Origin of the sequence: Streptomyces lomondensis (assembly GCF_014651035.1) — a bacterium.
Lineage (GTDB): Bacteria > Actinomycetota > Actinomycetes > Streptomycetales > Streptomycetaceae > Streptomyces > Streptomyces lomondensis.
This window is the reverse complement of record NZ_BMWC01000004.1, coordinates 130917-153015: the sequence shown is the minus strand read 5'-3', so window position 1 is coordinate 153015 and position 22099 is coordinate 130917. Positions and strand designations below refer to the sequence as shown.

General features: G+C 73.4%; 22 protein-coding genes. 8 read left to right on the top strand and 14 right to left on the bottom strand.

Translation table 11 applies throughout. The features are described 5' to 3' along the window. Positions 1–4 precede the first annotated feature (4 nt). From IE255_RS15860 to IE255_RS15845, 4 genes are read right to left on the bottom strand one after another with little or no spacing between them, the layout of a single operon-like run. Entirely contained in the window at positions 5–1219 is a 1215-nt protein-coding gene (locus IE255_RS15860; RefSeq protein ID WP_190050909.1) for a sensor histidine kinase, read from the bottom strand. Next, positions 1216–2931 (bottom strand): sodium/solute symporter, encoded by a 1716-nt coding sequence (locus tag IE255_RS15855; RefSeq protein ID WP_190050908.1) that lies wholly within the window; start codon positions 2929–2931, stop codon positions 1216–1218. Before IE255_RS15855 ends, IE255_RS15860 begins: the two co-directional genes overlap by 4 nt. 10 nt (positions 2932–2941) lie before the next feature. Continuing rightward, positions 2942–3301: a hypothetical protein gene (locus tag IE255_RS15850; protein WP_190050907.1), complete on the bottom strand. Its 360-nt coding sequence runs from the start codon at positions 3299–3301 to the stop codon at positions 2942–2944. Position 3302: 1 nt separating this feature from the next. Beyond that, the gene (locus tag IE255_RS15845) at positions 3303–4052 is read right to left on the bottom strand and encodes a LytR/AlgR family response regulator transcription factor (RefSeq protein WP_190050906.1); all 750 of its coding nucleotides are present in this window, start codon (positions 4050–4052) and stop codon (positions 3303–3305) included. A gap of 123 nt (positions 4053–4175) precedes the next feature. Between IE255_RS15845 and IE255_RS15840 the strand changes: the two genes are divergently transcribed. The 5 genes from IE255_RS15840 to IE255_RS15820 all read left to right on the top strand — a co-directional run bounded on the left by IE255_RS15840 (position 4176) and on the right by IE255_RS15820 (position 10763). Further along, positions 4176–4691 carry an Lrp/AsnC family transcriptional regulator gene (locus IE255_RS15840; protein WP_190050905.1) on the top strand — a complete coding sequence of 172 codons (516 nt, stop codon included), beginning with the start codon at positions 4176–4178 and terminating at the stop codon, positions 4689–4691. Between the two features lie 126 nt (positions 4692–4817). Further along, a complete protein-coding gene (gene ddaH, locus IE255_RS15835) occupies positions 4818–5639 on the top strand; it encodes a dimethylargininase (protein ID WP_190050904.1) in 822 nt (273 codons plus the stop codon). Next, entirely contained in the window at positions 5636–6853 is a 1218-nt protein-coding gene (rocD, locus tag IE255_RS15830; RefSeq protein ID WP_190050903.1) for an ornithine--oxo-acid transaminase, read from the top strand. Before ddaH ends, rocD begins: the two co-directional genes overlap by 4 nt. Before the next feature lie 144 nt (positions 6854–6997). Further along, a complete protein-coding gene (locus tag IE255_RS15825) occupies positions 6998–9445 on the top strand; it encodes a SpoIIE family protein phosphatase (RefSeq protein ID WP_190050902.1) in 2448 nt (815 codons plus the stop codon). Between the two features lie 67 nt (positions 9446–9512). Then, positions 9513–10763 carry a PP2C family protein-serine/threonine phosphatase gene (locus IE255_RS15820; RefSeq protein ID WP_190050901.1) on the top strand — a complete coding sequence of 417 codons (1251 nt, stop codon included), beginning with the start codon at positions 9513–9515 and terminating at the stop codon, positions 10761–10763. A 42-nt stretch (positions 10764–10805) separates the two neighbouring features. On the opposite strand, the gene IE255_RS15815 is transcribed toward IE255_RS15820, so the two are convergent. Further along, a complete protein-coding gene (locus IE255_RS15815) occupies positions 10806–11261 on the bottom strand; it encodes an RpiB/LacA/LacB family sugar-phosphate isomerase (protein WP_190050900.1) in 456 nt (151 codons plus the stop codon). A 267-nt stretch (positions 11262–11528) separates the two neighbouring features. On the opposite strand from IE255_RS15815, the gene IE255_RS15810 reads away from it, so the two are divergent. Both IE255_RS15810 and IE255_RS15805 read left to right on the top strand, forming a co-directional pair. Beyond that, positions 11529–12248 carry a lysophospholipid acyltransferase family protein gene (locus IE255_RS15810; protein WP_190050899.1) on the top strand — a complete coding sequence of 240 codons (720 nt, stop codon included), beginning with the start codon at positions 11529–11531 and terminating at the stop codon, positions 12246–12248. Between the two features lie 58 nt (positions 12249–12306). Next, a complete protein-coding gene (locus IE255_RS15805) occupies positions 12307–13341 on the top strand; it encodes an NAD-dependent epimerase/dehydratase family protein (RefSeq protein ID WP_190050898.1) in 1035 nt (344 codons plus the stop codon). 52 nt (positions 13342–13393) lie between these two features. Here IE255_RS15805 and IE255_RS15800 read toward each other — a convergent pair whose 3' ends face one another. The 8 genes from IE255_RS15800 to IE255_RS15765 all read right to left on the bottom strand — a co-directional run bounded on the left by IE255_RS15800 (position 13394) and on the right by IE255_RS15765 (position 20507). Beyond that, entirely contained in the window at positions 13394–14974 is a 1581-nt protein-coding gene (locus tag IE255_RS15800; protein ID WP_372487549.1) for an alpha/beta hydrolase, read from the bottom strand. Positions 14975–15131: 157 nt separating this feature from the next. Then, the gene (locus IE255_RS15795; RefSeq protein ID WP_229906427.1) at positions 15132–15893 is read right to left on the bottom strand and encodes an urease accessory protein UreD; all 762 of its coding nucleotides are present in this window, start codon (positions 15891–15893) and stop codon (positions 15132–15134) included. 2 nt (positions 15894–15895) lie between these two features. Next, a complete protein-coding gene (gene ureG, locus IE255_RS15790; RefSeq protein ID WP_190050896.1) occupies positions 15896–16573 on the bottom strand; it encodes an urease accessory protein UreG in 678 nt (225 codons plus the stop codon). A gap of 147 nt (positions 16574–16720) precedes the next feature. After that, a complete protein-coding gene (locus IE255_RS15785) occupies positions 16721–17395 on the bottom strand; it encodes an urease accessory protein UreF (protein WP_190050895.1) in 675 nt (224 codons plus the stop codon). Between the two features lie 13 nt (positions 17396–17408). Next, complete coding sequence (locus IE255_RS15780) at positions 17409–19130, bottom strand: urease subunit alpha (RefSeq protein ID WP_190050894.1); 1722 nt, start codon at positions 19128–19130, stop codon at positions 17409–17411. Further along, positions 19123–19434 (bottom strand): urease subunit beta, encoded by a 312-nt coding sequence (locus IE255_RS15775; protein ID WP_190050893.1) that lies wholly within the window; start codon positions 19432–19434, stop codon positions 19123–19125. Before IE255_RS15775 ends, IE255_RS15780 begins: the two co-directional genes overlap by 8 nt. A gap of 11 nt (positions 19435–19445) precedes the next feature. Beyond that, positions 19446–19748, bottom strand: a complete 303-nt coding sequence (locus IE255_RS15770; RefSeq protein WP_190050892.1) for an urease subunit gamma — start codon at positions 19746–19748, stop codon at positions 19446–19448. 111 nt (positions 19749–19859) lie between these two features. Then, positions 19860–20507 carry a TetR/AcrR family transcriptional regulator gene (locus tag IE255_RS15765; RefSeq protein ID WP_190050891.1) on the bottom strand — a complete coding sequence of 216 codons (648 nt, stop codon included), beginning with the start codon at positions 20505–20507 and terminating at the stop codon, positions 19860–19862. Positions 20508–20654: 147 nt separating this feature from the next. On the opposite strand from IE255_RS15765, the gene IE255_RS15760 reads away from it, so the two are divergent. Continuing rightward, positions 20655–21650 (top strand): ABC transporter permease, encoded by a 996-nt coding sequence (locus tag IE255_RS15760; protein ID WP_190050890.1) that lies wholly within the window; start codon positions 20655–20657, stop codon positions 21648–21650. A 140-nt stretch (positions 21651–21790) separates the two neighbouring features. Here IE255_RS15760 and IE255_RS15755 read toward each other — a convergent pair whose 3' ends face one another. Then, on the bottom strand, positions 21791–22087 hold the full coding sequence (locus IE255_RS15755; RefSeq protein ID WP_190050889.1) for a type II toxin-antitoxin system Phd/YefM family antitoxin: 297 nt from the start codon (positions 22085–22087) through the stop codon (positions 21791–21793). Positions 22088–22099 lie beyond the last annotated feature (12 nt).

Genomic DNA, 22099 nt, shown 5'->3' with positions numbered 1-22099 from the left:
CGGCTCACTCCCGGATCAGCCGGCCCGCCGAGTGCACGCCCGGCTGGTACTTCGGGAGCCGGACGGTGATCTTCATGCCCGCGCCCGTGGCGGTCTCGATGACGAGGCCGTGGTCGTCGCCGTAGACCTGGCGGAGCCGGTCGTCGACGTTGGACAGGCCGATGCCGCCCGAGGGGCTGGCCTCGCGGGCGAGGATGCGGCGCAGCAGCTCGGGGTCCATGCCGGCGCCGTCGTCCTCGATGACGACGAGGGCCTCGGCGCCCGCGTCCTGGGCGGTGATCTGGATGTGGCACTTGCCCGGGGACACCGCCTTGCCCTCCAGGCCGTGCTTGACGGCGTTCTCGACGAGCGGCTGCAGGCACAGGAAGGGCAGGGCGACGGGCAGCACCTCCGGGGCTATCTGGAGGGTGACGGAGAGGCGGTCGCCGAAGCGTGCCCGGACGAGCGCCAGGTAGTGGTCGATGGCGTGGAGCTCGTCGGCGAGGGTGGTGAAGTCGCCGTGCCGGCGGAACGAGTAGCGGGTGAAGTCGGCGAATTCCAGGAGCAGTTCGCGGGCGCGCTCGGGGTCGGTGCGGACGAAGCTCGCGATCACCGCGAGCGAGTTGAAGATGAAGTGCGGGGAGATCTGGGCCCGCAGCGCCTTGATCTCGGCCTCGATGAGGCGGGTGCGGGACTGGTCGAGGTCGGCCAGCTCCAGCTGGACCGAGACCCAGCGGGCGACCTCGCCGGCGGCCCGGACCAGGACGGCGGACTCGCGGGGCGCGCAGGCGACCAGGGCGCCGTGGACGCGGTCGTCGACGGTGAGCGGCGCGACGACCGCCCAGCGCACCGAGCAGTCGAGGCTGTCGCAGGTGAGCTGGAAGGCCTCGCCGCGGCCGGTGTCCAGGGCGCCGGCGAGGCGTTCCATGATCTCGCCGCGGTGGTGGGCGCCGTCGCCGTCCCAGACCAGCACCTGTGCGCGGTCGGTGAGGCAGAGGGCGTCCGTGCCGAGCAGGGAACGCAGCTTGCGGGCGGACCTGCGGGCGGTCTCCTCGGTCAGGCCGGCCCGCAGCGGGGGCGCGGCGAGGGACGCGGTGTGCAGGGTCTCGAAGGTGGCGTGCTCGACGGGGGTGCCGAGGCCGGCGAGGCTCTTGGCCCGTGCGGTGCGCCGGCCGAGCCAGACGCCGAGGGCCAGCACCGGGAGGACGGCGACGCACAGGCCCGCCAGGAATCCGCTCATGTCGTCACCTCGGTGCGCAGTTCCTCGGGCAGGTGGAACCGGGCCAGGACCCCTGCCGTGCCCGGCGGCACCCGGCCGGGGGTGGCCAGGGAGACCAGGACCATGGTGAGGAAGCCCAGGGGCACCGACCACAGGGCGGGCCAGGCGAGCAGGGCGTGCAGGGCGGCGCCCTGGCCCGGGTAGCCCGCCATGGTCGCGGCGACGGCGAGCAGGGCCGAGCCGCCGCCGACCAGCATTCCGGCGGCGGCGCCGGGCGGGGTCAGCCGGCGCCACCAGATGCCGAGGACGAGCAGCGGGCAGAACGAGGACGCCGACACGGCGAAGGCCAGCCCCACGGCGTCGGCGACCGGGAGACCGCCGACGAGGACGCTCGCCGCGAGGGGCACGGCCATGGCGAGGACCGTCCCGAGCCGGAAGTGCCGTACGCCCCGGGACGGCAGGACGTCCTGGGTGAGGACGCCCGCGACCGCCATGGTCAGCCCCGAGGCCGTGGACAGGAACGCGGCGAAGGCGCCCCCGGCGACCAGGGCGCCCAGCAGGTCGCCGCCCACTCCCCCGATCATGCGGTCGGGCAGCAGGAGGACGGCCGCGTCCGGGTCGCCGGTGAGGGTGAGCTCGGGGGCGTAGAGGCGGCCGAGGGCGCCGTAGACGGGGGGCAGGAGGTAGAAGGCGCCGATCAGGCCGAGTACCGCGACGGTGGTGCGGCGGGCGGCGACGCCGTGCGGGCTGGTGTAGAAGCGGACCACGACGTGCGGCAGGCCCATGGTGCCGAGGAACGTGGCGAGGATCAGTCCGTACGTGGCGTACAGGGGGCGTTCCTCGCGGCTCTCGGCCTGTGAGGTCGACAGGTTGCCGCCGCCGCTGCGCTCGGCGTGGGGGACGGTCGCGCCCTCGGCGAAGGTGAGCCGGGTGCCGCGTTCGATGTGGTGGGTGCCGGCGGGGAGTTCCAGGCGGGTGTCGGTGTGCGTCCGGCCGTCGACGGTGCCGGTCACCGTGACGGGCAGCGGCCGGTCCAGTGTCAGGTCGATGCTGTCGTCGACGCGGACGACGCGCTGCTCGCGGAAGGCGGCCGGTTCGTCGAAGGCGTGGCGGGGGGCGCCGTCGCTCTGCCAGGCGAGGATCAGGAACAGGGCGGGGACGAGCAGGGCGGTGAGCTTCAGCCAGTACTGGAAGGCCTGGACGAAGGTGATGCTGCGCATGCCGCCGGCGGCGACGATGGCGGTCACGACGACGGCGACGATCACTCCCCCGAGCCAGTCGGGCGCCCCGGTCAGCACGGTCAGGGTGAGTCCGGCGCCCTGGAGCTGGGGCAGCAGGTACAGCCAGCCGACCCCGACGACGAAGGCTCCGGCCAGCCGCCGTACGGCCTGGGAGGCGAGGCGGGCCTCGGCGAAGTCGGGGAGCGTGTAGGCGCCGGAGCGGCGCAGCGGGGCGGCGACGAAGAGCAGCAGGACGAGGTAGCCGGCGGTGTAGCCGACCGGGTACCAGAGCATGTCGGGGCCCTGGACCAAGACGAGGCCCGCTATGCCCAGGAAGGAGGCGGCGGAGAGGTACTCGCCGCTGATGGCGGCGGCGTTGAGGCGGGGGCCGACGGTCCGGGAGGCGACGTAGAAGTCGGAGGTGGTGCGGGAGATGCGCAGGCCGAAGGCGCCGACCAGGACGGTCGCGACGACGACCAGGGCGACGGCGGGGACGGCGTAGCTGGAGTTCATGGGGGTGGAGTCAGCGGTCTTCGACGAGGCGGACGAAGTCGCGCTCGTTGCGTTCGGCGCGGCGGACGTACCAGCGGGCGAGCAGGACCAGCGGGACGTAGAGGCCGAAGCCGAGGACGGCCCACTCCAGGCGGCGGGCGTCGGGCATCGCCGCGAAGAGCAGCGGGAGCGGGCCGACGAGCAGGCCGAGGACCGCGAAGACGGTGAGGGCGGCGCGCAGCTGGGTGCGCATCAGGGAGCGGACGTAGGTGTGGCCGAGGGTGGTCTGTTCGTCGATCTCGGTGCGGGGGCGGTAGTAACCCGAGGCTCTGCGGGTCTGGCGGGGCGGGCCGGTGACGACGACGCGGCGTTCGGTGTGGTCCTGGGGCACGTCACGGCCTCCTCATCAGCAGGTCGCGCAGTTCGCGCGTGTGGCGCCGGCTGACCTGGAGCTCCTCGGAGCCGACGAGGACGCTGACGGTGCCGGCGTCGAGGCGGAGCTCGCCGATGTGGCGCAGGGCGACGAGGTGGCGGCGGTGGATGCGGACGAAGCCGCGGGAGCGCCAGCGCTCCTCCAGGGTGGACAGCGGGATGCGGACCAGGTGGCTGCCCTTGTCGGTGTGCAGCCGGGCGTAGTCGCCCTGGGCCTCGACGTGGGTGATGTCGTCGACCGGGACGAAGCGGGTCACGCCGCCGAGCTCGACGGGTATGTGGTCCGGGTCGGGTTCGTGCACGGGTATGCGGGGGGCGGCGCCGCGCAGCTCGGCGGCCCGGCGCACGGCCTCGGCGAGCCGTTCCTTGCGGACCGGTTTCAGGACGTAGTCGACGGCCTTGAGGTCGAAGGCCTGCACGGCGAAGTCCTCGTGGGCGGTGACGAACACGACGAGCGGCGGCCGGGCGAAGCCGGTGAGCAGCCGGGCGAGGTCGAGGCCGTCGAGGCCGGGCATCTGGATGTCGAGGAAGACGACGTCGATCGCCTCGGGCCCGCCCGGGCCGGACTCCAGGGCGCGGTTGATGCGGCGCAGCGCCTCGGTCGCGTCACCGGCGCCCTCCGCACTGCCGATGCGGGGGTCGGCCTGGAGCAGGTAGAGCAGTTCCTCGAGCGAGGGGCGTTCGTCGTCGACAGCCAGGGCGCGCAGCATGAACGTGGAGTGTAGGCGCGAGGCGTGCCTCTGGTACATGCGCCGGGGCGGGACATCGCCGCTGGACACGGTGCCCGCGCCGGGCCGGGCGCGGGGCGGGGTGCCGGTGGATACAGTGCCCGCATGAGCAGCAGGTCCACGCCGTTCGACGAGCTCGACCGGAAGATCATCACCGCGTTGATGGCGAACGCCAGGACGTCGTTCGCCGAGATCGGCACGGCGATCGGGCTGTCGGCCACGGCGGTCAAGCGGCGGGTCGACCGGCTGCGCGAGACGGGCGTGATCACCGGGTTCACGGCCACGGTGAAGCCGTCGGCGCTGGGCTGGCGCACGGAGGCCTATGTCGAGGTGTACTGCGAGGGCGCGGCCCCGCCCCGGCGGCTGGCCGAGGTCGTGCGCGACTACCCCGAGATCACCGCGGCGATGACCGTGACCGGCGGCGCGGACGCGCTGCTGCATGTGCGGGCGCGGGACGTGGAGCACTTCGAGGAGGTGCTGGAGCGGATCCGCCAGGAGCCGTTCATCCGGAAGACGATCAGCGTGATGGTGCTGTCGCATCTGCTGCCGGAGAGCCCGGAGGCGGGGGCCAGCCATCCCGCGCCCGAGGAGCCCCCGGGCGGCGCAGCAGTCGTGCGCTGACCGGCCGGAAGACGCATCGTTCCTGCGCGACCACGCAATCTTTGTTTCTTGTCGGCACCCTCCGTCAGTTCCTACCGTTGTGTCAACCCCCAGTCACACACCGTGAGGAAGCGGAGGGACCCCTTCGTGCCCGACTCCCGTGTGCCGCGCCGGCGGCGCTACCTCGTCTGCGAACCCAGACACTTCGCCGTGCAGTACGCGATCAACCCGTGGATGCACCCCGACGAACCCGTCGACGTCATCCGCGCCCTCGACCAGTGGCAGGCGCTGGTGGACACCTACCGTGCCCACGGCCATACCGTGGACACTGTGAAACCGGTTCCCGGCCTGCCCGACATGGTCTTCGCCGCGAACGCGGCAGTCGTCGTCGACGGCCGCGTCTTCGGCTCCCTCTTCCACGCGCCCGAGCGCCGTCCCGAGTCCGTGCCGTACGAGGCCTGGTTCAAGGCGGAGGGCTACGAGGTGTACCACCCCGAGTCGGTCTGCGAGGGCGAGGGCGATCTGGTCCCGGCCGGCCGCTGGATCCTCGCCGGGACGGGCTTCCGCACCACCCGGGAGGCCCACAGCGAGGTCCAGGAGTACTTCGGGGTGCCGGTGATCGGCCTGACCCTGGTGGACCCGTACTTCTACCACCTGGACACGGCGCTGTTCGTTCTCGACGACGACAACATCGCCTACTACCCCGAGGCGTTCTCGCCGGGCAGCCGCGAGGTGCTGGCCCGGCTGTACCCGGACGCGGTGCTCGCCACCCGCGAGGACGCGCTGGCGTTCGGGCTCAACTCCGTCTCCGACGGGCGCCACGTGTTCATCTCGCCGGGGGCGACGGGCCTGGCCGGGCAGCTCGCCGGCCGCGGCTACGTCCCCGTCCCCGTCGACCTGTCCGAGTTCCACAAGGCCGGTGGCGGCATCAAGTGCTGCACCCAGGAGATCCGGGAGATCCGCAAATGACCGCACCCGTCCGTACCCGTGGCTCGGAGGAGCTCATCCGCGCCGAGGAGCCGGTCCTCGCGCACAACTACCACCCCCTGCCCGTGGTCGTCGCCCGCGCCGAGGGCACCTGGGTGGAGGACGTGGAGGGCCGCCGCTACCTCGACATGCTGGCCGGGTACTCGGCGCTGAACTTCGGCCACCGGCATCCGGCGCTGATCGAGGCGGCCCACCGCCAGCTCGACCGGCTGACCCTCACCTCGCGCGCCTTCCACAACGACCGGCTGGCCGAGTTCGCCGAGCGGCTGGCGGCGCTGACGGGCATGGACATGGTGCTGCCCATGAACACCGGCGCGGAGGCGGTGGAGAGCGGCGTGAAGGTGGCCCGCAAATGGGCCTACGACGTCAAGGGCGTCCCGGCGGACCGGGCGACGATCGTGGTCGCGGCGGACAACTTCCACGGCCGTACGACGACGATCGTCAGCTTCTCCACGGACGAGACCGCCCGGGCGGGATTCGGGCCCTTCACTCCGGGATTCCGGATCGTGCCGTACAACGACCTGGCCGCGCTGGAGGCGGCGGTCGACGAGACGACGGCGGCGGTGCTGATCGAGCCGATCCAGGGCGAGGCGGGCGTGATCATCCCGGACGACGGCTACCTGGCCGGCGTGCGCGAGCTGACCCGCCGCAAGGGCTGCCTGTTCGTCGCGGACGAGATCCAGTCCGGGCTCGGCCGGACGGGCAGCACACTGGCGGTCGAGCACGAGTCGGTGGTGCCGGACGTGCTGCTGCTGGGCAAGGCGCTGGGCGGCGGCATCGTGCCGGTGTCGGCGGTGGTCGGGCGCCGGGAGGTGCTCGGGGTGCTGCACCCGGGCGAGCACGGCTCGACCTTCGGCGGCAACCCGCTGGCAGCCGCGGTCGGCACGGCGGTGGTCGAGCTGCTGGAGACGGGCGAGTTCCAGCGCCGGGCGGTCGAGCTGGGCGTGGTCCTGCGCGACGGCCTGGCGGGGCTGGTCGGCAAGGGCGTGGTCGGATTCCGGTCGCGCGGGCTGTGGGCGGGCGTCGACGTCGACCCCGCGCTCGGCACCGGCCGCGAGATCAGCGAGCGCCTCATGCGGGAGGGCGTCCTGGCGAAGGACACCCACGGCTCCACGATCCGCCTGGCACCGCCCCTCACCATCACCGCCGAGGAGCTCGAAGGGGCGCTCGGGGTCCTGGAGAAGGTACTGAGGTGAGGGGCTGACGAGCACGGGCCGGGTGAGCGGCCTGCCCGGCCCGTGCCGCCCCGACCGGCCCCGCCCGGACCGCCCCCTCCTGCGGGAAGGGTGAAAGTGGGGGCAAGAGGTGGTAGACCACTCTCAGCGACAGAGAGGTCGGCCGTGGGCGCAGACGAGGAGTACGGCGTTGCCCGGCAGCGGTTCGACGTGGCCGACGCCGCGCCCCTGTTGCTCGATCCGCAGGGCGTGGTGACGGGCTGGACCGGCGATGCCCGGCGGCTGCTGGCATACCCGGCCGCCGAGGCGGTGGGCAGGAAACTGGCCGACCTGCTGACCGCCGAGGACGCGCAGCGGGTGCCGGACCTGGTCGAGCGGTGCCGCAGGGACGGCGGCTGGACGGGGCTGCTGACGGCCCGCCGCAGGGACGGGCAGCCGGTGCGGGTCATGGCCCGGATCGCCGCGGCCGACGAGGCGCACGGCTGCTCGCGCTGGCTGGTGCTGCTGTCGGAACTGGCCGACGCGCCCGGCTGGGACATGAGCCGTACGGTGCTGGAGCGGATGGTGTCCGACGCCCCGGTCGGGATCGCCATCGTGGACACGGACCTGCGTTTCGTGTGGTCGAACGCCGCCCTGGAGCAGTTCGGCGGCGGACCGGCGCCGCGTCGGCTCGGCCTGCGCTTCGCGGACGTCCAGCCCGGTATGGACGCCCAGGCGGTCGAGGCGCAGATGCGGCATGTGCTGGAGACCGGCGAGGCGGTGGTCGGGTACGAGCACGTGGGCCATGTCCGGTCGGCACCGCTGCGCGAGACCGCGCACATGCTGTCCTTCACCCGGCTGGAGGACGACCGGGGCCGGCCGCTGGGCGTCTACTACACGGTCGTCGACATGACCGAGCGGCACCGGGCCCGGCAGCGGCTGGCGCTCCTCGACCGGGCCGGCGAGAGCATCGGCCGCAGCCTGGACCTCATGCGCACCGCGCAGGAACTGGCCGACGTGGCCGTGCCGGGAGTGGCCGACGTCGTCACCGTGGACCTGCTGGAGACGGTGCTGCGGGGCGCGGAGCCGGCGCCGGGGCCGCTCGCGGACACGGAGCCGGTGGCACTGCGCCGCGCGGGCCACCGGTCCGCACAGGACGACCTCCCGGAGGACGTCGTCGGGATCGGCGAGGACGCGGCCTACCTGCCCGGGTCGCCCCCGGTCCGCTCCCTGACCACGGGACGGTCCTGGCGCGCGGAGCGGCTCGATCCGCCGGCCCGGGAGTGGACCGCGGACGCAGGGGGCGGCCGGCGTGCAGCCTTCCCGGAGCCGGGCCTGCACAGCGCGATGACCGTGCCGATCCGGTCGCGCGGCACCACCCTGGGCGTCACCACCTTCTTCCGGCGCGACCACCGCGAGCCCTTCGACGAGGAGGACCTGCACCTGGCCGAGGACCTCGTCGCCCGCGCGGCCGTCTGCGTGGACAACGCCCGCCGCTACACCCGCGAGCGCGACGCCGCGCTCGTCCTGCAACGCAGTCTGCTCCCCCACCGGCTGCCCGAGCAGGACGCCGTCGAGGTGGCCGCCTGCTACCGGCCGGCCGACGAGCTGACCGGCCTGGGCGGCGACTGGTACGACCTCATCCCGCTGTCCGGGGCCCGCGTCGCGCTCGTCGTGGGCGAGGTCCCCGGGCACGGCATCGACGCCGCCGCGGCCATGGGGCAGCTGCGGACCGCCGTACGGACCCTGGCGGCGCTGGATCTGGCGCCCGAGGAGGTGCTGGCCCACCTCGACGACCTGGTCGCGCGGTCGGCGCGGGAGGAGGGCGTCGAGCCGGGCGCCGACAGCGCGCGGTCCGTGGGCTCCGGGTGCCTGTACGTCGTCTACGACCCCGTCGACGGCCGGTGCGCGATGGCCGCGGCGGGCCACCCCGCGCCGGCCGTCGTCCTGCCCGACGGTTCGGTCACGTTCGTCGATCTCCCGCAGGGGCCGCCGCTCGGCGTGGGCGGCCCGCCCTTCGAGCCGGTCGAGCTGTCCCTGGTGGAGGGCAGCACGCTGGCCCTGCACACCGACGGGCTGCTGGCCCGGGGCGAGACCTGGGCCGTCGATGCCGGCCGGGAGCGGTTGCGCGGGGCGCTGGCACAGGCGGGACCGCTCGACTCGTGCTGCCGTGCCGTGGTCGACGCGCTGGTCCCGGCGCGCCCGTACGACGACGTGGCCCTGCTGATGGCCCGCACGAAACGGCTCGGCACCGAGCAGGTCGCGGCCTGGGACCTGCCCTCGGACCCGGCGGTCGTCGCCGAGGCCCGCCGCATGGCCACCCGGCAGCTGGCGCACTGGGGCCTGGACGAGCTGGTCTTCACCACGGAACTGGTGGTGAGCGAGCTGGTCACCAACGCCATGCGGTACACCACCGGGCCGATCCGGCTCCGGCTGATCCGGGAGCGGGCGCTGGTGTGCGAGGTCTTCGACGGCGGCCCCACCGCGCCCCATCTGCGCCACCCCCGCACGACGGACGAGGGCGGGCGCGGACTGCTGCTGGTCTCGCAGCTCACCCAGCGGTGGGGCACGCGGTTCATCCCCGAGGGGAAGATCATCTGGGCCGAGCAGTCCCTGACCGACCTGGCGGAGTGAAGCGGGGCCCCACCTCGCACATACCGTGCGAAACTGGGGTGATCCCGGCAGCGGTGAGGCGGCGGCCATGACGGATACGGCGATCGACTACGCGGCGGTGTTCCAGGCCCTGCCCGGCATGGTGGCGCTCCTGACACCCGAGCTCGTGTACGCCGACGTCAACGAGGAGTTCGTCCGCGCCTCCGGCCGCTCCCGCGAGCAGCTGGTCGGCCGCTACCTGTTCGACGTCTTCCCCGACAACCCCAACGACCCGGCCGCGACGGGCATGCGCAACCTGGAGGCCTCGCTCTACCGCGTCCTGGCCACCCGGGAGCGCGACACCATGGCCCTCCAGCGCTACGACGTCGAGGACCCCGAGCACCCAGGGGAGTGGGAGGAGCGCTACTGGAGTCCGGTGAACGCGCCGCTGCTCGGCCCCGACGGGAAGGTGGCGCTGATCGTCCACCGCGTCGAGGAGGTCACGGAGCTGATCCGGGCCCGGGGCCGCTCCGGAGGGGCGCGGGGGAGCCGGGGCAGCCGCGCGCGGGTGCTGGAGGCCGAGCTGTACACCCGCGCCCGGGAGCTGCAGGAGCTGAACGAGCGGCTGCGCCTCGCGCACTCCCGGGAGCGGGAGGTGGCGCTGGCGTTGCAGGAGGCGATGCTGCCCGCCGGCCGTCAGGTCCGCCACCACCATCGGGCCGCGGTCCGCTACCGGCCCGCCGTGGGCGCGCTCAACGTCTGCGGGGACTGGTACGACCTGGTCGACCTGGTGGGCGGCAACCGGATCGGCGTGTCCGTGGGCGACGTGGTCGGGCACGGGCTGGAGGCCGCCGGGGTCATGGGCCAGCTGCGCAGCGCGCTGAGCGCGGCCTCCCGGGTCGCGGAGGGCCCGGCGCAGGCGCTGGACGTGCTGGGGCGCTACGCGCACGTGGTCGACGGCGCCGAGTCGGCGACCGCGGTGACGACCTTCGTCGACTTCGACCGGCACACCGTCACCTACAGCAGCGCCGGCCATCCCCCGCCCGTGCTGGTCCATCCCGACGGCCGCACGGAGTTCCTCGACCGGGCCACCGACACCCCGCTCGACGCCCGCCCCGACCCGATCCCGAGACCCCAGGCCGGCACGGTGTTCACGCCGGGCGCCACGCTCGTGCTCTACACCGACGGCTTGATCGAACGGCGCCGCGAGGACATCGACGTGGGCCTGGCCCGGCTCGCCGACGCCCTGCGCCGCCACCGGGACCAGGATCCGGAGGCGCTCGCCGACACCGTCCTGCTGGAACTGCTGCCGCCCGGCGGCGCCACCGACGACACGGCGCTCGTCATCGTGCGGCTGTGACTCAGGGGTCTTCCACCATGAGCCTCATGGTGCGAGGTCCCCTTACCCGCGGCTCCTGCCGTGGTCGAGCAGCCGGACGCGGTCCACGTTCTGCCGGTCCTCGGCGTCCGTGCTGGGCGCGCCGCCGAACCACGCGTCGAGGATCTCCCTCAGCAGCGGCTCGGACGTCAGCCGCAGGCTGAGCGCGAGCACGTTGGCGTCGTTCCAGCGGCGGGCCCCGTCGGCCGTGTAGGCGTCCGTGCACAGGGCCGCCCGCACGCCGGGCACCTTGTTCGCGGCGATCGAGGCGCCCGTGCCGGTCCAGCAGCACACCACCGCCTGGTCGGCCGTGCCGTCGGCGACCTCACGGGCCGCGGCCTCCGAGCACACCGCCCACTGCGGGTCGTCCCCGGGGCGCAGCGCGCCGTGCGGGCGCACCTCGTGTCCCCGGTCGCGCAGCGCGGCCACGAGGGAGCGGGCGACGGGCTCGTCCATGTCCGAGGAAACAGAGATCCGCATGCTTCGCAGGGTACTCGGCGGGGGCGCGGCTCGCCGGTCACCCGTGCGGGGCAGCACGCTGGTCACACTGTCCTCCCCAGCCGCTGGAACCCCAGCGGAGACACGTGCCTGACTGACCGTCAGTCAATCGGCAAAGGATCTGTGCCGTCCGGCCGCACCAGGTGCCCGGGGCCTGCGCCTGCACCTACACTGGCACCCCACGACATGCCGGTTGACCTGCTGGAACGCGGCGGTTGAGTCCACCGCAAGAGTCGAGGAGCGCCCGCTTTGTTCTACTACCTGCTGAAATACGTGCTGCTCGGCCCGCTGCTGAGACTGGTCTTCCGGCCTCGCATAGAAGGCCTGGAGCACGTGCCCTCGGAGGGCGCCGCCATCATCGCCGGCAACCACCTGTCGTTCTCGGACCACTTCCTGATGCCCGCGGTCCTCAAGCGGCGCATCACCTTCCTGGCGAAGGCCGAGTACTTCACCGGCCCGGGCATCAAGGGCCGGCTGACGGCGTCCTTCTTCCGCAGCGCGGGGCAGATCCCGGTCGACCGCTCCGGCAAGGACGCGGGCCAGGCCGCGATCCGGGAGGGCCTCGGCGTGCTGAGCAAGGGCGAGCTGCTCGGCATCTACCCCGAGGGCACGCGCTCGCACGACGGCCGGCTCTACAAGGGCAAGGTCGGGGTCGCGGTGATGGCCCTGAAGGCCGGCGTCCCGGTCGTCCCCTGCGCGATGATCGGCACCTTCGAGGCGCAGCCGCCCGGCAAGGTCATCCCCAACGTCCACCCCGTGGTGATCCGCTTCGGCGAGCCCCTCGACTTCTCCCGGTACGAGGGCATGGAGAACGAGAAGGCCGTCCTGCGCGCCGTCACCGACGAGATCATGTACGCGATCCTCTCCCTGTCCGAGCAGGAGTACGTCGACCAGTACGCGGCCGTGGTGAAGGCCGAGGAGGCCGCCGCCGCGAAGGAGCGCAAGTTCCCGCGCCTGCCGCTCACTTGACCTCTGCTGTCGGCAGAACTCCGTGGCCCGGCACTCCCCGGCGATCTACGGTCGGGGCATGAGACGTGCTGTGGTGATCGGGGCCAACGGGCAGATCGGGCGGCCGGCGGTGGCGGCGCTGGCGCGGGACGGCTGGGAGGTGACGGCCGCCTCGCGCGGCGGCGGCCGGGACGAGAACTGGCCCGGCGGGGTACGGACGGAGCGGCTGGACCGCGAGGACGACGCGGCGCTGGCCGCGCTGATCGGCGACGGCTGCGATCTGGTGGTGGACGTCGTCGCCTACGGGGCCCGGCACGCCCGGCAGTTGACCGGCCTGGCCGACCGGATCGGCTCGGCCGTGGTGGTGTCCACCGTGTCGGTGTACGAGGACGGCAAGGGCCGGAGCTTCGACACGATGGACGAGCCGGACGGGTTCCCGGAGTATCCCGTGCCGATCCGGGAGGACCAGCCGACGGTCCCGCCGGGGGACGCCACGTACAGCACCGGCAAGGCCGCCCTGGAGCAGGAACTCCTCTCCGCCGGCGGCCGGTTGCCCACCACGCTGCTGCGCGCCGGCGCGATCCACGGTCCCCGCAGCCCGCTCCCCCGCGAGCTCTACTTCGTGAAGCGGAACCTCGACGGCCGGCGCAGGCGCGTGCTCGCCCACCGGGGCGAGAGCCTGTTCCACACGGCCGCCGCCCGCAACATCGCCGAACTGATCCGGCTTGCGGCGGCCCGGCCGGGCTCGCGCGCGCTCAACGCCTGCGATCCGCACCCGCCGACGGTGTCGGAGATCGGGGCGGCGATCGACGCGGTCATGGGTGTGGAGACGGAGACCGTCCTGGTGGACGGGCCCGAACCGTCGCCGTCCGTGGGCCGTTCGCCCTGGTCGGCACAACGGCCCGTGGTGTGCGACATGTCCGCCGCGGAGCGGGAGTTGGGCTACCGCCCCGTTGTGTCGTACGCCGACAGCCTGCCGGAGACGGTCGACTGGCTCACCCGTCGGCTCTCCGGGCAGGACTGGCGCGATGCGTTCCCCGCTCTCGGGCGGATCTACCCGGACCTCTTCGACTACGCGGCGGAGGACGCCTGGTTCGCGGCCCAGGGGGCATGAGGAAGGGGCGGCCGGGTGCTCCGGCCGCCCCTCACCACCGTTCGGTCGACGGCTACGGCTTCGGCGTGGCGTGCGGCGCGCACGTCACGTCCGCACCGTCCAGCTTGCCGGTGAGCAGGTAGGCGTCCACCCGGGTGTTGATGCACGGGTTGGCCAGGCCGGTGACGCCGTGGGAGCCCGCGTCCTTCTCGGTGATCAGGCGGGAGCCCTTGAACCGCTGGTGCAGCTCGACGGCACCCTCGTACGGGGTGGCCGCGTCCCGCTCGGACTGGACGATGAGCACCCCGGGCAGGCCCTTGCCGGTCTTCACGTCCACCGGCGTCTGCTGCTTGACCGGCCAGGTGGCGCACGGCAGGTTCATCCAGGCGTTGGCCCAGGTCATGAACGGGTGGTCCTTGTGGAGCCGCGTGTTGTCGCGGTCCCACCGCTGCCAGCTGGTGGGCCACTTGGCGTCGGCGCACTCGACGGCCGTGTACACGGCGTTGCCGTTCTCCGCGGCGGCGTTGCCCGCGGTGTCCGACAGGTCGGGGGCGGCGGCGTCGATCAGCGCCTGGGTGTCCCCGGCGACGTACTTGCTGAAGACCGAGGCGACCGGGGCCCACCGGGAGTCGTAGTACGGGGCGCTCTGGAAGAAGGAGATCAGCTCGGCCGGGCCGACGACCCCGCCGAGCGGGCTCTTCTTCGCGGTGGCGCGCAGCTTCAGCCACTGCTGCTGGACCTCGGCGCGGGTGTCGCCGAGGTGGTAGGTCGCGTCGTTCTTCGCGACCCAGTCCTGCCAGTCCTTCCAGCGGCCCTCGAAGGCGACGTCCTGGTCCAGGTTGGCCTGGTACCAGATCTTCTCCCGGGACGGGTTGACGACGCTGTCGACGACCATCCGGCGTACGTGGCCCGGGAAGAGGGTGCCGTAGACGGCGCCGAGGTAGGTGCCGTAGGAGACGCCGAGGTAGTTGAGCTTCTTCTCGCCCAGGGCGGCGCGGATGACGTCGAGGTCGCGCGCGGTGTTCGGCGTGGTCATGTGCGGCAGCATCCAGCCGCTGCGCTCGTAGCAGCCCTCGGCGTACTCGCGGGCCAGCTTGCGCTGGGCGAGCTTGTCGGCCTCGGAGTCGGGAACCGGGTCCATCTTCGGCGCCTTGACGAACTCCTGCGGGTCGACGCAGGAGATGGGCGTCGACTTGCCGACGCCGCGCGGGTCGAAGCCCACGAAGTCGTACGCCTTGGCCGTGTTGGCCCAGAGGGGGTTCTTGCTGGTGACCCGGGTCGGGAAGCGCAGTCCGGAGCCGCCGGGGCCACCGGGGTTGTAGATGAGCGCGCCCTGCCGCTCGTCCTTCGTGCCGGTGTTGCCGATGCGGTCGACGGCGAGTTTGATCTGCTTGCCGTACGGCTTGGCGTAGTCGAGCGGCACGGTGACGTACCCGCACTGGATCGGCTTGGCCAGGTTCCAGTCGGCGGGGCAGTCCTGCCAGTCGATGCCGGCCTGCGCGGCCCGGGCGGCGGCGATGGCGGCGCCCCGGGCCTCCCGGTCCTGGCCGTGGCCACTGCTCGCGCCCGCGCTCGCGTTCGCCGTGGGCGCCGCGACGGCGCCGGCTATCAGCGTGGCCGTGACGAGCGCGCCGGCCGAACCGAGCGCCGTCATCCGCCTCTTCGGTCTCGTACCCCTCAAGTGGGACCTCCCCGTACATCGTTGCGATCAGTACGGGGGATCCTCGCGGTTGTCAGGTACCTGAGAACAGGGGGTAGTGACCTTCTTTGCCAATCCGATAAACGGAGAAGGGAGTCTGCTCTACGGACGGCTACGCGAGGGACGTCAAGGCCTCGTCGAGCAGCCGCCGCAGCCGGAGGGCGTCCGGCGCCACGGCCGTCACCAGTGCGGCGGGACCGGCGAGCGGCACGAGGGAGGCCCCCTCCCCCAGAGCCCGGGCCGTCACCGGCTCGGTGGCGAACTCCGGCCGTACGACGACAAGTTGCCCCACCGCCCGGTGTCCCGCGAGCACGGCGGGCCCGTCCCAGCCGCCCGGCGCGCCCGGCCCGCAGGCCAGTTCCTGGTCGAGCACGACCCGGTCGGCGACCCGCACGGTCAGACGGCTCGTCAGCCGCCCGGGTTCCTCACCGGTCCGCCCGAGCACCTGCTCCTCGCGCAGCACGAGCCGGGCCGTGGCGGCGAGCTCCACGCGGGTCGCGACGTACAGGTCGCTGCCGTGGGCGGAGATCAACTGCTCGGGCAGCCAGTGCAGTTCGCCGCCGTCGGCGACGTCGAGCCGGACGTCGTAGCGTGCCTCGCCCTTGGCCTGCCCGGGCAGCGCGATGGTGGCGGCGGCCGATCCGAGGGACAGCCGCGCTCCCTCCTCCACGCGCGCCTCCACGGTGAAGTGGTCACCGCCGAGGGGTCCGCTCATCGCGCCGACCAGCATGACCCGCGCGCCGGTGCCCGTGGACCGGGTGCGCCGCAGCGCCAGGGGCCCGTCGCTCTCCAGCACGGGCAGGGAGGTCCCACCCCGCCCGTCGTCCCGGGCCAGGATCCTCGCGACGGACCGCACCCCGGCGGAGCCCCGCACGCTCAGGCCGCCCAGGCGGCGAGCCGCGCGCGCACCCAGGCGGCGACGTCGGCCACCCCGGTCTCGCTCCGCAGCGACTGGAAGACGACCGGCAGTTCGGCCCGCTGCGCCTTGGCGTCGGCGGCCATGCGGGCGAGGTCGGAGCCGACGTACGGGGCGAGGTCGGTCTTGTTGACGACGAGCAGGTCGGCGGTGGTCACGCCCGGCCCGCCCTTGCGCGGGATGTCGTCGCCCCCGGCGACGTCGATCACGAAGATCTGCGCGTCGACGAGCCCCTTGGAGAAGGTCGCGGTGAGGTTGTCCCCGCCGGACTCCACGAGCACCAGGTCCAGCGGCCCCACGGCGTCCTCCAGGTCCTCCACCGCTTCCAGGTTGGCGGAGATGTCGTCCCGGATCGCGGTGTGCGGGCAGGCCCCCGTCTCCACGGCGGTGATCCGCTCGGGCGGCAGCACGGCTTCCCGGAGCAGGAACTCGGCGTCCTCCCGGGTGTAGATGTCGTTGGTGACGACGGCGAGCGACAGCTCGTCCCGCAGCGCCCGGCAGAGCGCGGCGACGGTGGCGGTCTTCCCGGACCCGACGGGTCCGCCGAGGCCGATGCGCAGGGCACGGCGGCTGCCGTCGGGGCGGCGGGCGTCGGCGCTCACCGCGGCGCGGCCGTCGTGGTTGTGGTCGAGGTGCATGTGCGGCTCCTGGTGGGCGGGCCCGGGCTGACGGGCGACTGGCTCAGGGGTGGCGGGCTCTGGTGTCGGGGTGCGGGTGAGCGGGGGTCGGTCGCGCAGTTCCCCGCGCCCCCGAGGGAGGTGGCCTGCGCGGCGTCGAGAAGGCAGCTAGGACGCGAACAGCCGCACCCCCCACCGCGCGTGCGCCTCCGCTCCGATCTCCAGCAACGGCGCCGAAGCGGCGGGCAGCGCGTCGACGCCCTCGTCGACCACTCGCCGCGCGGCCTCCACGCCCCGGTCCACGACCCGGTCCACCTCCGGCGCCAGCCGGGCCAGCACGCCCGTCGCGTCGAAGGGGTCCAGGCTCAGCAGCCGCACCGTCGCCGTGGCCGGTCCGCTCACGCTCTCGTACGCCGCGCAGTACGCCGCGTCGACCGGCCCCAGGCCCGCCGCCCGTGCGGCGAGCCCGAGCACCACCGGCTGATGGGCTCCCTTGGGGAACTCCCGTCCCAGGGCGTCCAGCTCGGCGGACGGCCAGGCCGCCCGCGCGGCCCGCATCAGCTGCCGCCCCAGCTTGCGCCCGGCGACCCTCAGCGCGGGCGAGGGCGTACGGGCGTCGGCGGCCCGGTCCAGCGCGACGGGGTCGATCCCGAGCGCCGCGGCCGCCGAGAGGGCCGCCGCCACCAGCCCCGCCGTGTGCAGCCGACCCCGGCAGAAGTCCGCGAGGCTCGCCGCCCCGCTGATCCGCCCGGCCTTGACCGCCGCCTCGGCGCCGCCGGAGTGGGCGTGCCCACCGGCGGGAAAGCGGCCGTCGGCCAGGACGAGAAGCGCCGCGCGCGACATCACAACCCCGCCTTCAGAAGAGGAAGTACCGCTGTGCCATGGGCAGTTCGGCGGCCGGTGTCGCCTCGACCAGCTCCCCGTCGATGTGCACGGCGAAGCTGTCGGGGTCGACCCGCACCTCGGGCCGCGCGTCGTTCTCCCGCATGTCGGCCTTGGTGACCCCGCGCGTCGACTCGATCGCCGTGAACCGCTTGCCCAGGCCCAGCCGCTCCGGCAGCCCGTCCTCGATCGCGAGCGGGGCGACGAAGTTGAAGGAGTTCGCGGCCGGGGCCCGGCCGATCGCCCCGTACATCGGACGCGGCAGGATCGGCTGCGGGGTGGGGATCGAGGCGTTCGCGTCGCCCATCTGCGCGTACGCGATCTGCCCGCCCTTGATGATGAGCTGCGGCTTCACGCCGAAGAACGCCGGCTCCCAGAGCACCAGGTCGGCCAGCTTGCCGCTCTCCACCGACCCGATCTCGCGGGCCAGCCCCTGGGCGAGGGCGGGGTTGATCGTGTACTTGGCGACATAGCGGCGCACCCGGTGGTTGTCGGCCCGCCCGTCGCCGGGCAGCGCGCCCCGCCGCCGCTTCATCACGTGCGCGGTCTGCCAGGTGCGCATGACGACCTCGCCCACGCGCCCCATGGCCTGGGAGTCGGAGGAGATGATCGAGATGGCGCCGAGGTCGTGCAGCACGTCCTCCGCCCCGATCGTGGACGGCCGGATCCGGGACTCGGCGAAGGCGAGGTCCTCCGGCACGGCCGGATTGAGGTGGTGGCACACCATCAGCATGTCGAGGTGTTCCTCGGCGGTGTTGACGGTGAACGGCCGGGTCGGGTTCGTGGAGCTCGGCAGCACGTGCGACTCGGAGACCACGGTCATGATGTCCGGCGCGTGCCCGCCGCCCGCGCCCTCGGTGTGGTACGCGTGGATGCCCCGCCCGGCGATCGCGGCGAGCGTGTCACCGACGAACCCGGCCTCGTTGAGGGTGTCCGTGTGGATGGCGACCTGGATGCCCGTCCGCTCGGCGACGGTCAGCGAGGCGTCGATGACGGCCGGGGTGGAGCCCCAGTCCTCGTGCAGCTTCAGGCCGAGCGCGCCGCCCCGGATCTGCGACAGCATCGCCTCGTGGGAGACGGTGTTGCCCTTGCCGAGGAAGCCGATGTTGAGGGGGTACTGCTCCATCGCCTCCAGCATCCGCGCCAGGTGCCAGGGGCCGGGCGTCACGGTCGTGGCCTTGGAGCCCTCCGCCGGGCCGGTGCCGCCGCCGACCAGGGTCGTGATGCCCGACGCGAGCGCCTCGTCGGCGATCTGCGGGCAGATGAAGTGGACGTGCGCGTCGATCGCGCCCGCCGTGAGGATCCGCCCGTTGCCGGCGATGATCTCGGTCTCCGGGCCGATGACCAGGTCCGGGTGGACGCCGTCCATGGTGTCGGGGTTGCCGGCCTTGCCGATGCCGGTGATCCGGCCGTCGCGGATGCCGACGTCGGCCTTGACGATTCCCCAGTGGTCGATGATCACCGCGCCGGTGATCACGGTGTCCGGGGTGCCCTCGGCACGCGTGGCGCGCGCCTGGCCCATGGACTCGCGGATGACCTTGCCGCCGCCGAAGACGGCCTCGTCACCGGCGCGTCCGGGGCCGCCGGAACGGTCCTCCTCGATCTCGACCAGCAGATCGGTGTCGGCGAGCCGGATCCGGTCGCCGGTCGTCGGGCCGAACAGGTCGGCGTACGCGGCACGCGAGATCTCAGGCATCGAGGGCACCTCCGGTCTCCCCGCGCAGGCCGGGCACGACGCGGGCGCCGGTCAGCGGGACGAGTTCGACGTCGACGGGGATCCCGGGCTCGAAGCGCACCGCCGTGCCGGCGGCGACGTTCAGCCGCTTGCCGCGCGCGGCGGCGCGGTCGAACTCCAGACCGGGGTTGGCCTCGGCGAAGTGGTAGTGGGAGCCGACCTGGACGGGCCGGTCGGCGGCGTTGAGGACGGTGAGCCGGGTGACCTCGCGGCCCTCGTTGTAGGCAATCGGGCCGTCGGCGAAGAGGATCTCTCCGGGAATCATCGAGACCCCTCTCAGACGATCGGCTCGTGGACGGTGACGAGCTTGGTGCCGTCCGGGAAGGTGGCCTCGACCTGGACGTCGTGGATCATCTCCGGGACGCCCTCCATGACGTCGTCCCGGGTGAGCAGCCTGCGTCCGGAGGCCATGAGTTCGGCGACGGTACGGCCGTCACGGGCGCCTTCGAGGATGTGCGACGTGATGAGCGCGACGGCCTCGGGGTGGTTGAGCTTCAGCCCACGGGCCCGGCGCTTGTCCGCCACGTCGGCCGCCACATGGATGAGCAGTCTCTCCTGCTCGTGCGGGGTCAGTTGCACGTCCCACCTCACAGTCCTCGCTCCGGACCGTGCGGGGCCCGGTTGCCGCAGCCCCGGGGGAAAAGCCCTGGTGGCGTGGCGGCAGGCTAGTTGGACCGGGTTTCAGGCACGTTAACCGAGCTGTGATCCCTCGGACGGGGCGCGGTCGTCCCGCATGCTCATCAGGGCCCGCAGACCGTCCCGGAGGACCTCGACCGGGGCGGGTCCGAAGAGGGACTGCTGGGCGATGAACCCGAGCACGGCGGCGATCATCGTGCGGGCCACATGGTCCGGCGCCACGTCCGGCCGCATCATCCCGGCCTCCTGGTAACCCTCGACGATCCTCCCCCAGGCCGCGCGGACCGAGCCGTAGCCCTCCCGCAGGACGGCCGCCAGCTCCTCGTTGCGCAGCGTCTCCGTCCACACCTGGATGACGAGCCGCGGAAACGCGGGCCGGCCGTCGACGACCAGGGACTCGCGGGCAGCGAACGTCGTACCGAGCACGGACGCGACGAGTTCGTCCGGCGGCGGGGGCGGGCTCTGCCGCGCCGCCTCCTCGAAGGCCCCGCGGACCGAGCCGAGCACCTCGCCGACGATCGCCCCGATCAGTTCCTCCTTGCCGCTGAAGTAGCGGTAGACGGCACCGGCGGAGAGGCCGACCTCCTTCAGCACGTCCTGCATGGACGTGGCGTGGAAGCCGTTGCGGGCGAAGCAGACCGCGGCGCCGTCGAGGATCTGGCGGCGGCGGGCGTCGAGATGTTCCTGGGACACGCGAGCCATGGTCCACAACGTAAAACGAATATTCCTTCTTGACAAGACGGTCCAGGCGGAGCACGGTGAGGACAGAAGCAAAAACGAACGATCCTTCTTTTTAGCGGTCCGGTCCGCCGCTCGCGGTCCCGTTCCGCTCGCTCACAGGAGACCCTCATGCCTTCCACCAGCACCCGCCACGTGATCGCGGTCGTCGTCCTCGTCCCCGTCCTCGCGGCCCTGGCCCTGTGGGCCTTCGCCTGGCCGGCCGCCCGCACCGCGCCTCGCGACCTGCCGCTGGGCATCGCCGGACCGCCCGCCGCGACGGCCCAGGTGGAGAAGGGGCTGGAGCGGCACGAGGGCGCGTTCGAGATCCACCGCTACGCCGACGAGGCCGCCGCCCGGGACGCCATCGAGGACCGGACCGTGTACGGCGCGGTCGTGGTCACGCCCCAGGGGCCCGAACTGCTCACCGCGTCCGCCGCGGGGCCGGCCGTCGCCCAGTTCCTCCAGCAGGCCGTGGGCCGGCAGGCCGCCGCCGAGGGCACGCCGATCAAGACGGTCGACGTCGTGGCCGCCCCGGCGAGCGATCCGCGCGGCGCGGCGCTGAACGCCGCCGTGCTGCCCCTCGCGCTGGCCGGCATCGCGGCGGGCGCGGTGGTCACCGTGCTGGGCCTGCGGGGCGTCCGGGCCGCGAGCGCGTTGCTCGGCGCGTCCGCCCTGGTCGGGGTGGTCGCCGCCGGGATCGCGCACAGCTGGCTCGGTGTACTCACGGGCGACTGGTGGGCGGAGGCCGCGGTGCTCGCGCTCTCGACGCTGGCCGTCAGCGGTGCCGTCGCCGGACTCGCCGCCCTGGTCGGCACCGCCGGCCTCGGGATCGCCGCAGCGGTGGTGATGCTCCTCGGCAACCCCTTCTCCGCCGCCCCCTCGGCACCGCAGATGCTGCCGGAGCCGGCCGGTGCGATCGGCCAGTGGCTGCCGCCCGGCGCGGGCACCACGCTGCTGCGCTCGGTGGCGTACTTCGACGGCGCGGCGGCGACCGGCCCCGCCCTGACCCTGGCCTGGTGGGCGGCGCTGGGTCTGGGCGCCGTACTCCTCGGCGGCTCGCTCAGGAGGCGGAAGACGGGCAGCGCGCCCACGACCGACGACCGGAAGCTCGCGACCGTCGGCTGAGCGGCCTCCCGCACCGCCCGGAAACGACCGCGCACCCCCGCTGTAGCGGACGGGGGTGCGCGGTTTCCGTCTGCTCAGCGCACGGTTCACCTCTGCAAGGTTGCCTGCCTGCTCAGCGCACGCGTCCACCCCCTCGCGGGCTACGCCGGGTCGGCTCCCCGGTGCTCCGCCGCGATCCCGAACCGCTGCCGTTCGCGAGGAGCGGACGCGACCTCGCGGACGGTGGAGACGGCGCTGATCACCTGCTCCTCCGCGGGCTCCGTCAGCCCCGCCGACTCCGCGACTTCCTCGAGGCGCCGCAGGTCATCGGCCGAGACGAGGGCGACGAGAGGCTTGCCGTGCCGGGTCACGACGACGCGCTCACCGCCGTACACCACGCGGTTGATCAGGTCGGCGAGTTCAGCCCTGGCTTGCGTCACCGGAATCTCGTAGGCCATACCCCCATCATA

What these genes read in the sequence shown, in the direction of transcription:
- IE255_RS15860 (WP_190050909.1), bottom strand. Translation starts at nt 1,219, where the DNA reads ATGAGCGGATTCCTGGCGGGCCTGTGCGTCGCCGTCCTCCCGGTGCTG.
- IE255_RS15855 (WP_190050908.1), bottom strand. Translation starts at nt 2,931, where the DNA reads ATGAACTCCAGCTACGCCGTCCCCGCCGTCGCCCTGGTCGTCGTCGCG.
- IE255_RS15845 (WP_190050906.1), bottom strand. Translation starts at nt 4,052, where the DNA reads ATGCTGCGCGCCCTGGCTGTCGACGACGAACGCCCCTCGCTCGAGGAA.
- IE255_RS15840 (WP_190050905.1), top strand. Translation starts at nt 4,176, where the DNA reads ATGAGCAGCAGGTCCACGCCGTTCGACGAGCTCGACCGGAAGATCATC.
- rocD (WP_190050903.1), top strand. Translation starts at nt 5,636, where the DNA reads ATGACCGCACCCGTCCGTACCCGTGGCTCGGAGGAGCTCATCCGCGCC.
- IE255_RS15820 (WP_190050901.1), top strand. Translation starts at nt 9,513, where the DNA reads ATGACGGATACGGCGATCGACTACGCGGCGGTGTTCCAGGCCCTGCCC.
- IE255_RS15815 (WP_190050900.1), bottom strand. Translation starts at nt 11,261, where the DNA reads ATGCGGATCTCTGTTTCCTCGGACATGGACGAGCCCGTCGCCCGCTCC.
- IE255_RS15805 (WP_190050898.1), top strand. Translation starts at nt 12,307, where the DNA reads ATGAGACGTGCTGTGGTGATCGGGGCCAACGGGCAGATCGGGCGGCCG.
- IE255_RS15800 (WP_372487549.1), bottom strand. Translation starts at nt 14,974, where the DNA reads ATGACGGCGCTCGGTTCGGCCGGCGCGCTCGTCACGGCCACGCTGATA.
- ureG (WP_190050896.1), bottom strand. Translation starts at nt 16,573, where the DNA reads ATGCACCTCGACCACAACCACGACGGCCGCGCCGCGGTGAGCGCCGAC.
- IE255_RS15785 (WP_190050895.1), bottom strand. Translation starts at nt 17,395, where the DNA reads ATGTCGCGCGCGGCGCTTCTCGTCCTGGCCGACGGCCGCTTTCCCGCC.
- IE255_RS15780 (WP_190050894.1), bottom strand. Translation starts at nt 19,130, where the DNA reads ATGCCTGAGATCTCGCGTGCCGCGTACGCCGACCTGTTCGGCCCGACG.
- IE255_RS15775 (WP_190050893.1), bottom strand. Translation starts at nt 19,434, where the DNA reads ATGATTCCCGGAGAGATCCTCTTCGCCGACGGCCCGATTGCCTACAAC.
- IE255_RS15765 (WP_190050891.1), bottom strand. Translation starts at nt 20,507, where the DNA reads ATGGCTCGCGTGTCCCAGGAACATCTCGACGCCCGCCGCCGCCAGATC.
- IE255_RS15760 (WP_190050890.1), top strand. Translation starts at nt 20,655, where the DNA reads ATGCCTTCCACCAGCACCCGCCACGTGATCGCGGTCGTCGTCCTCGTC.
- IE255_RS15755 (WP_190050889.1), bottom strand. Translation starts at nt 22,087, where the DNA reads ATGGCCTACGAGATTCCGGTGACGCAAGCCAGGGCTGAACTCGCCGAC.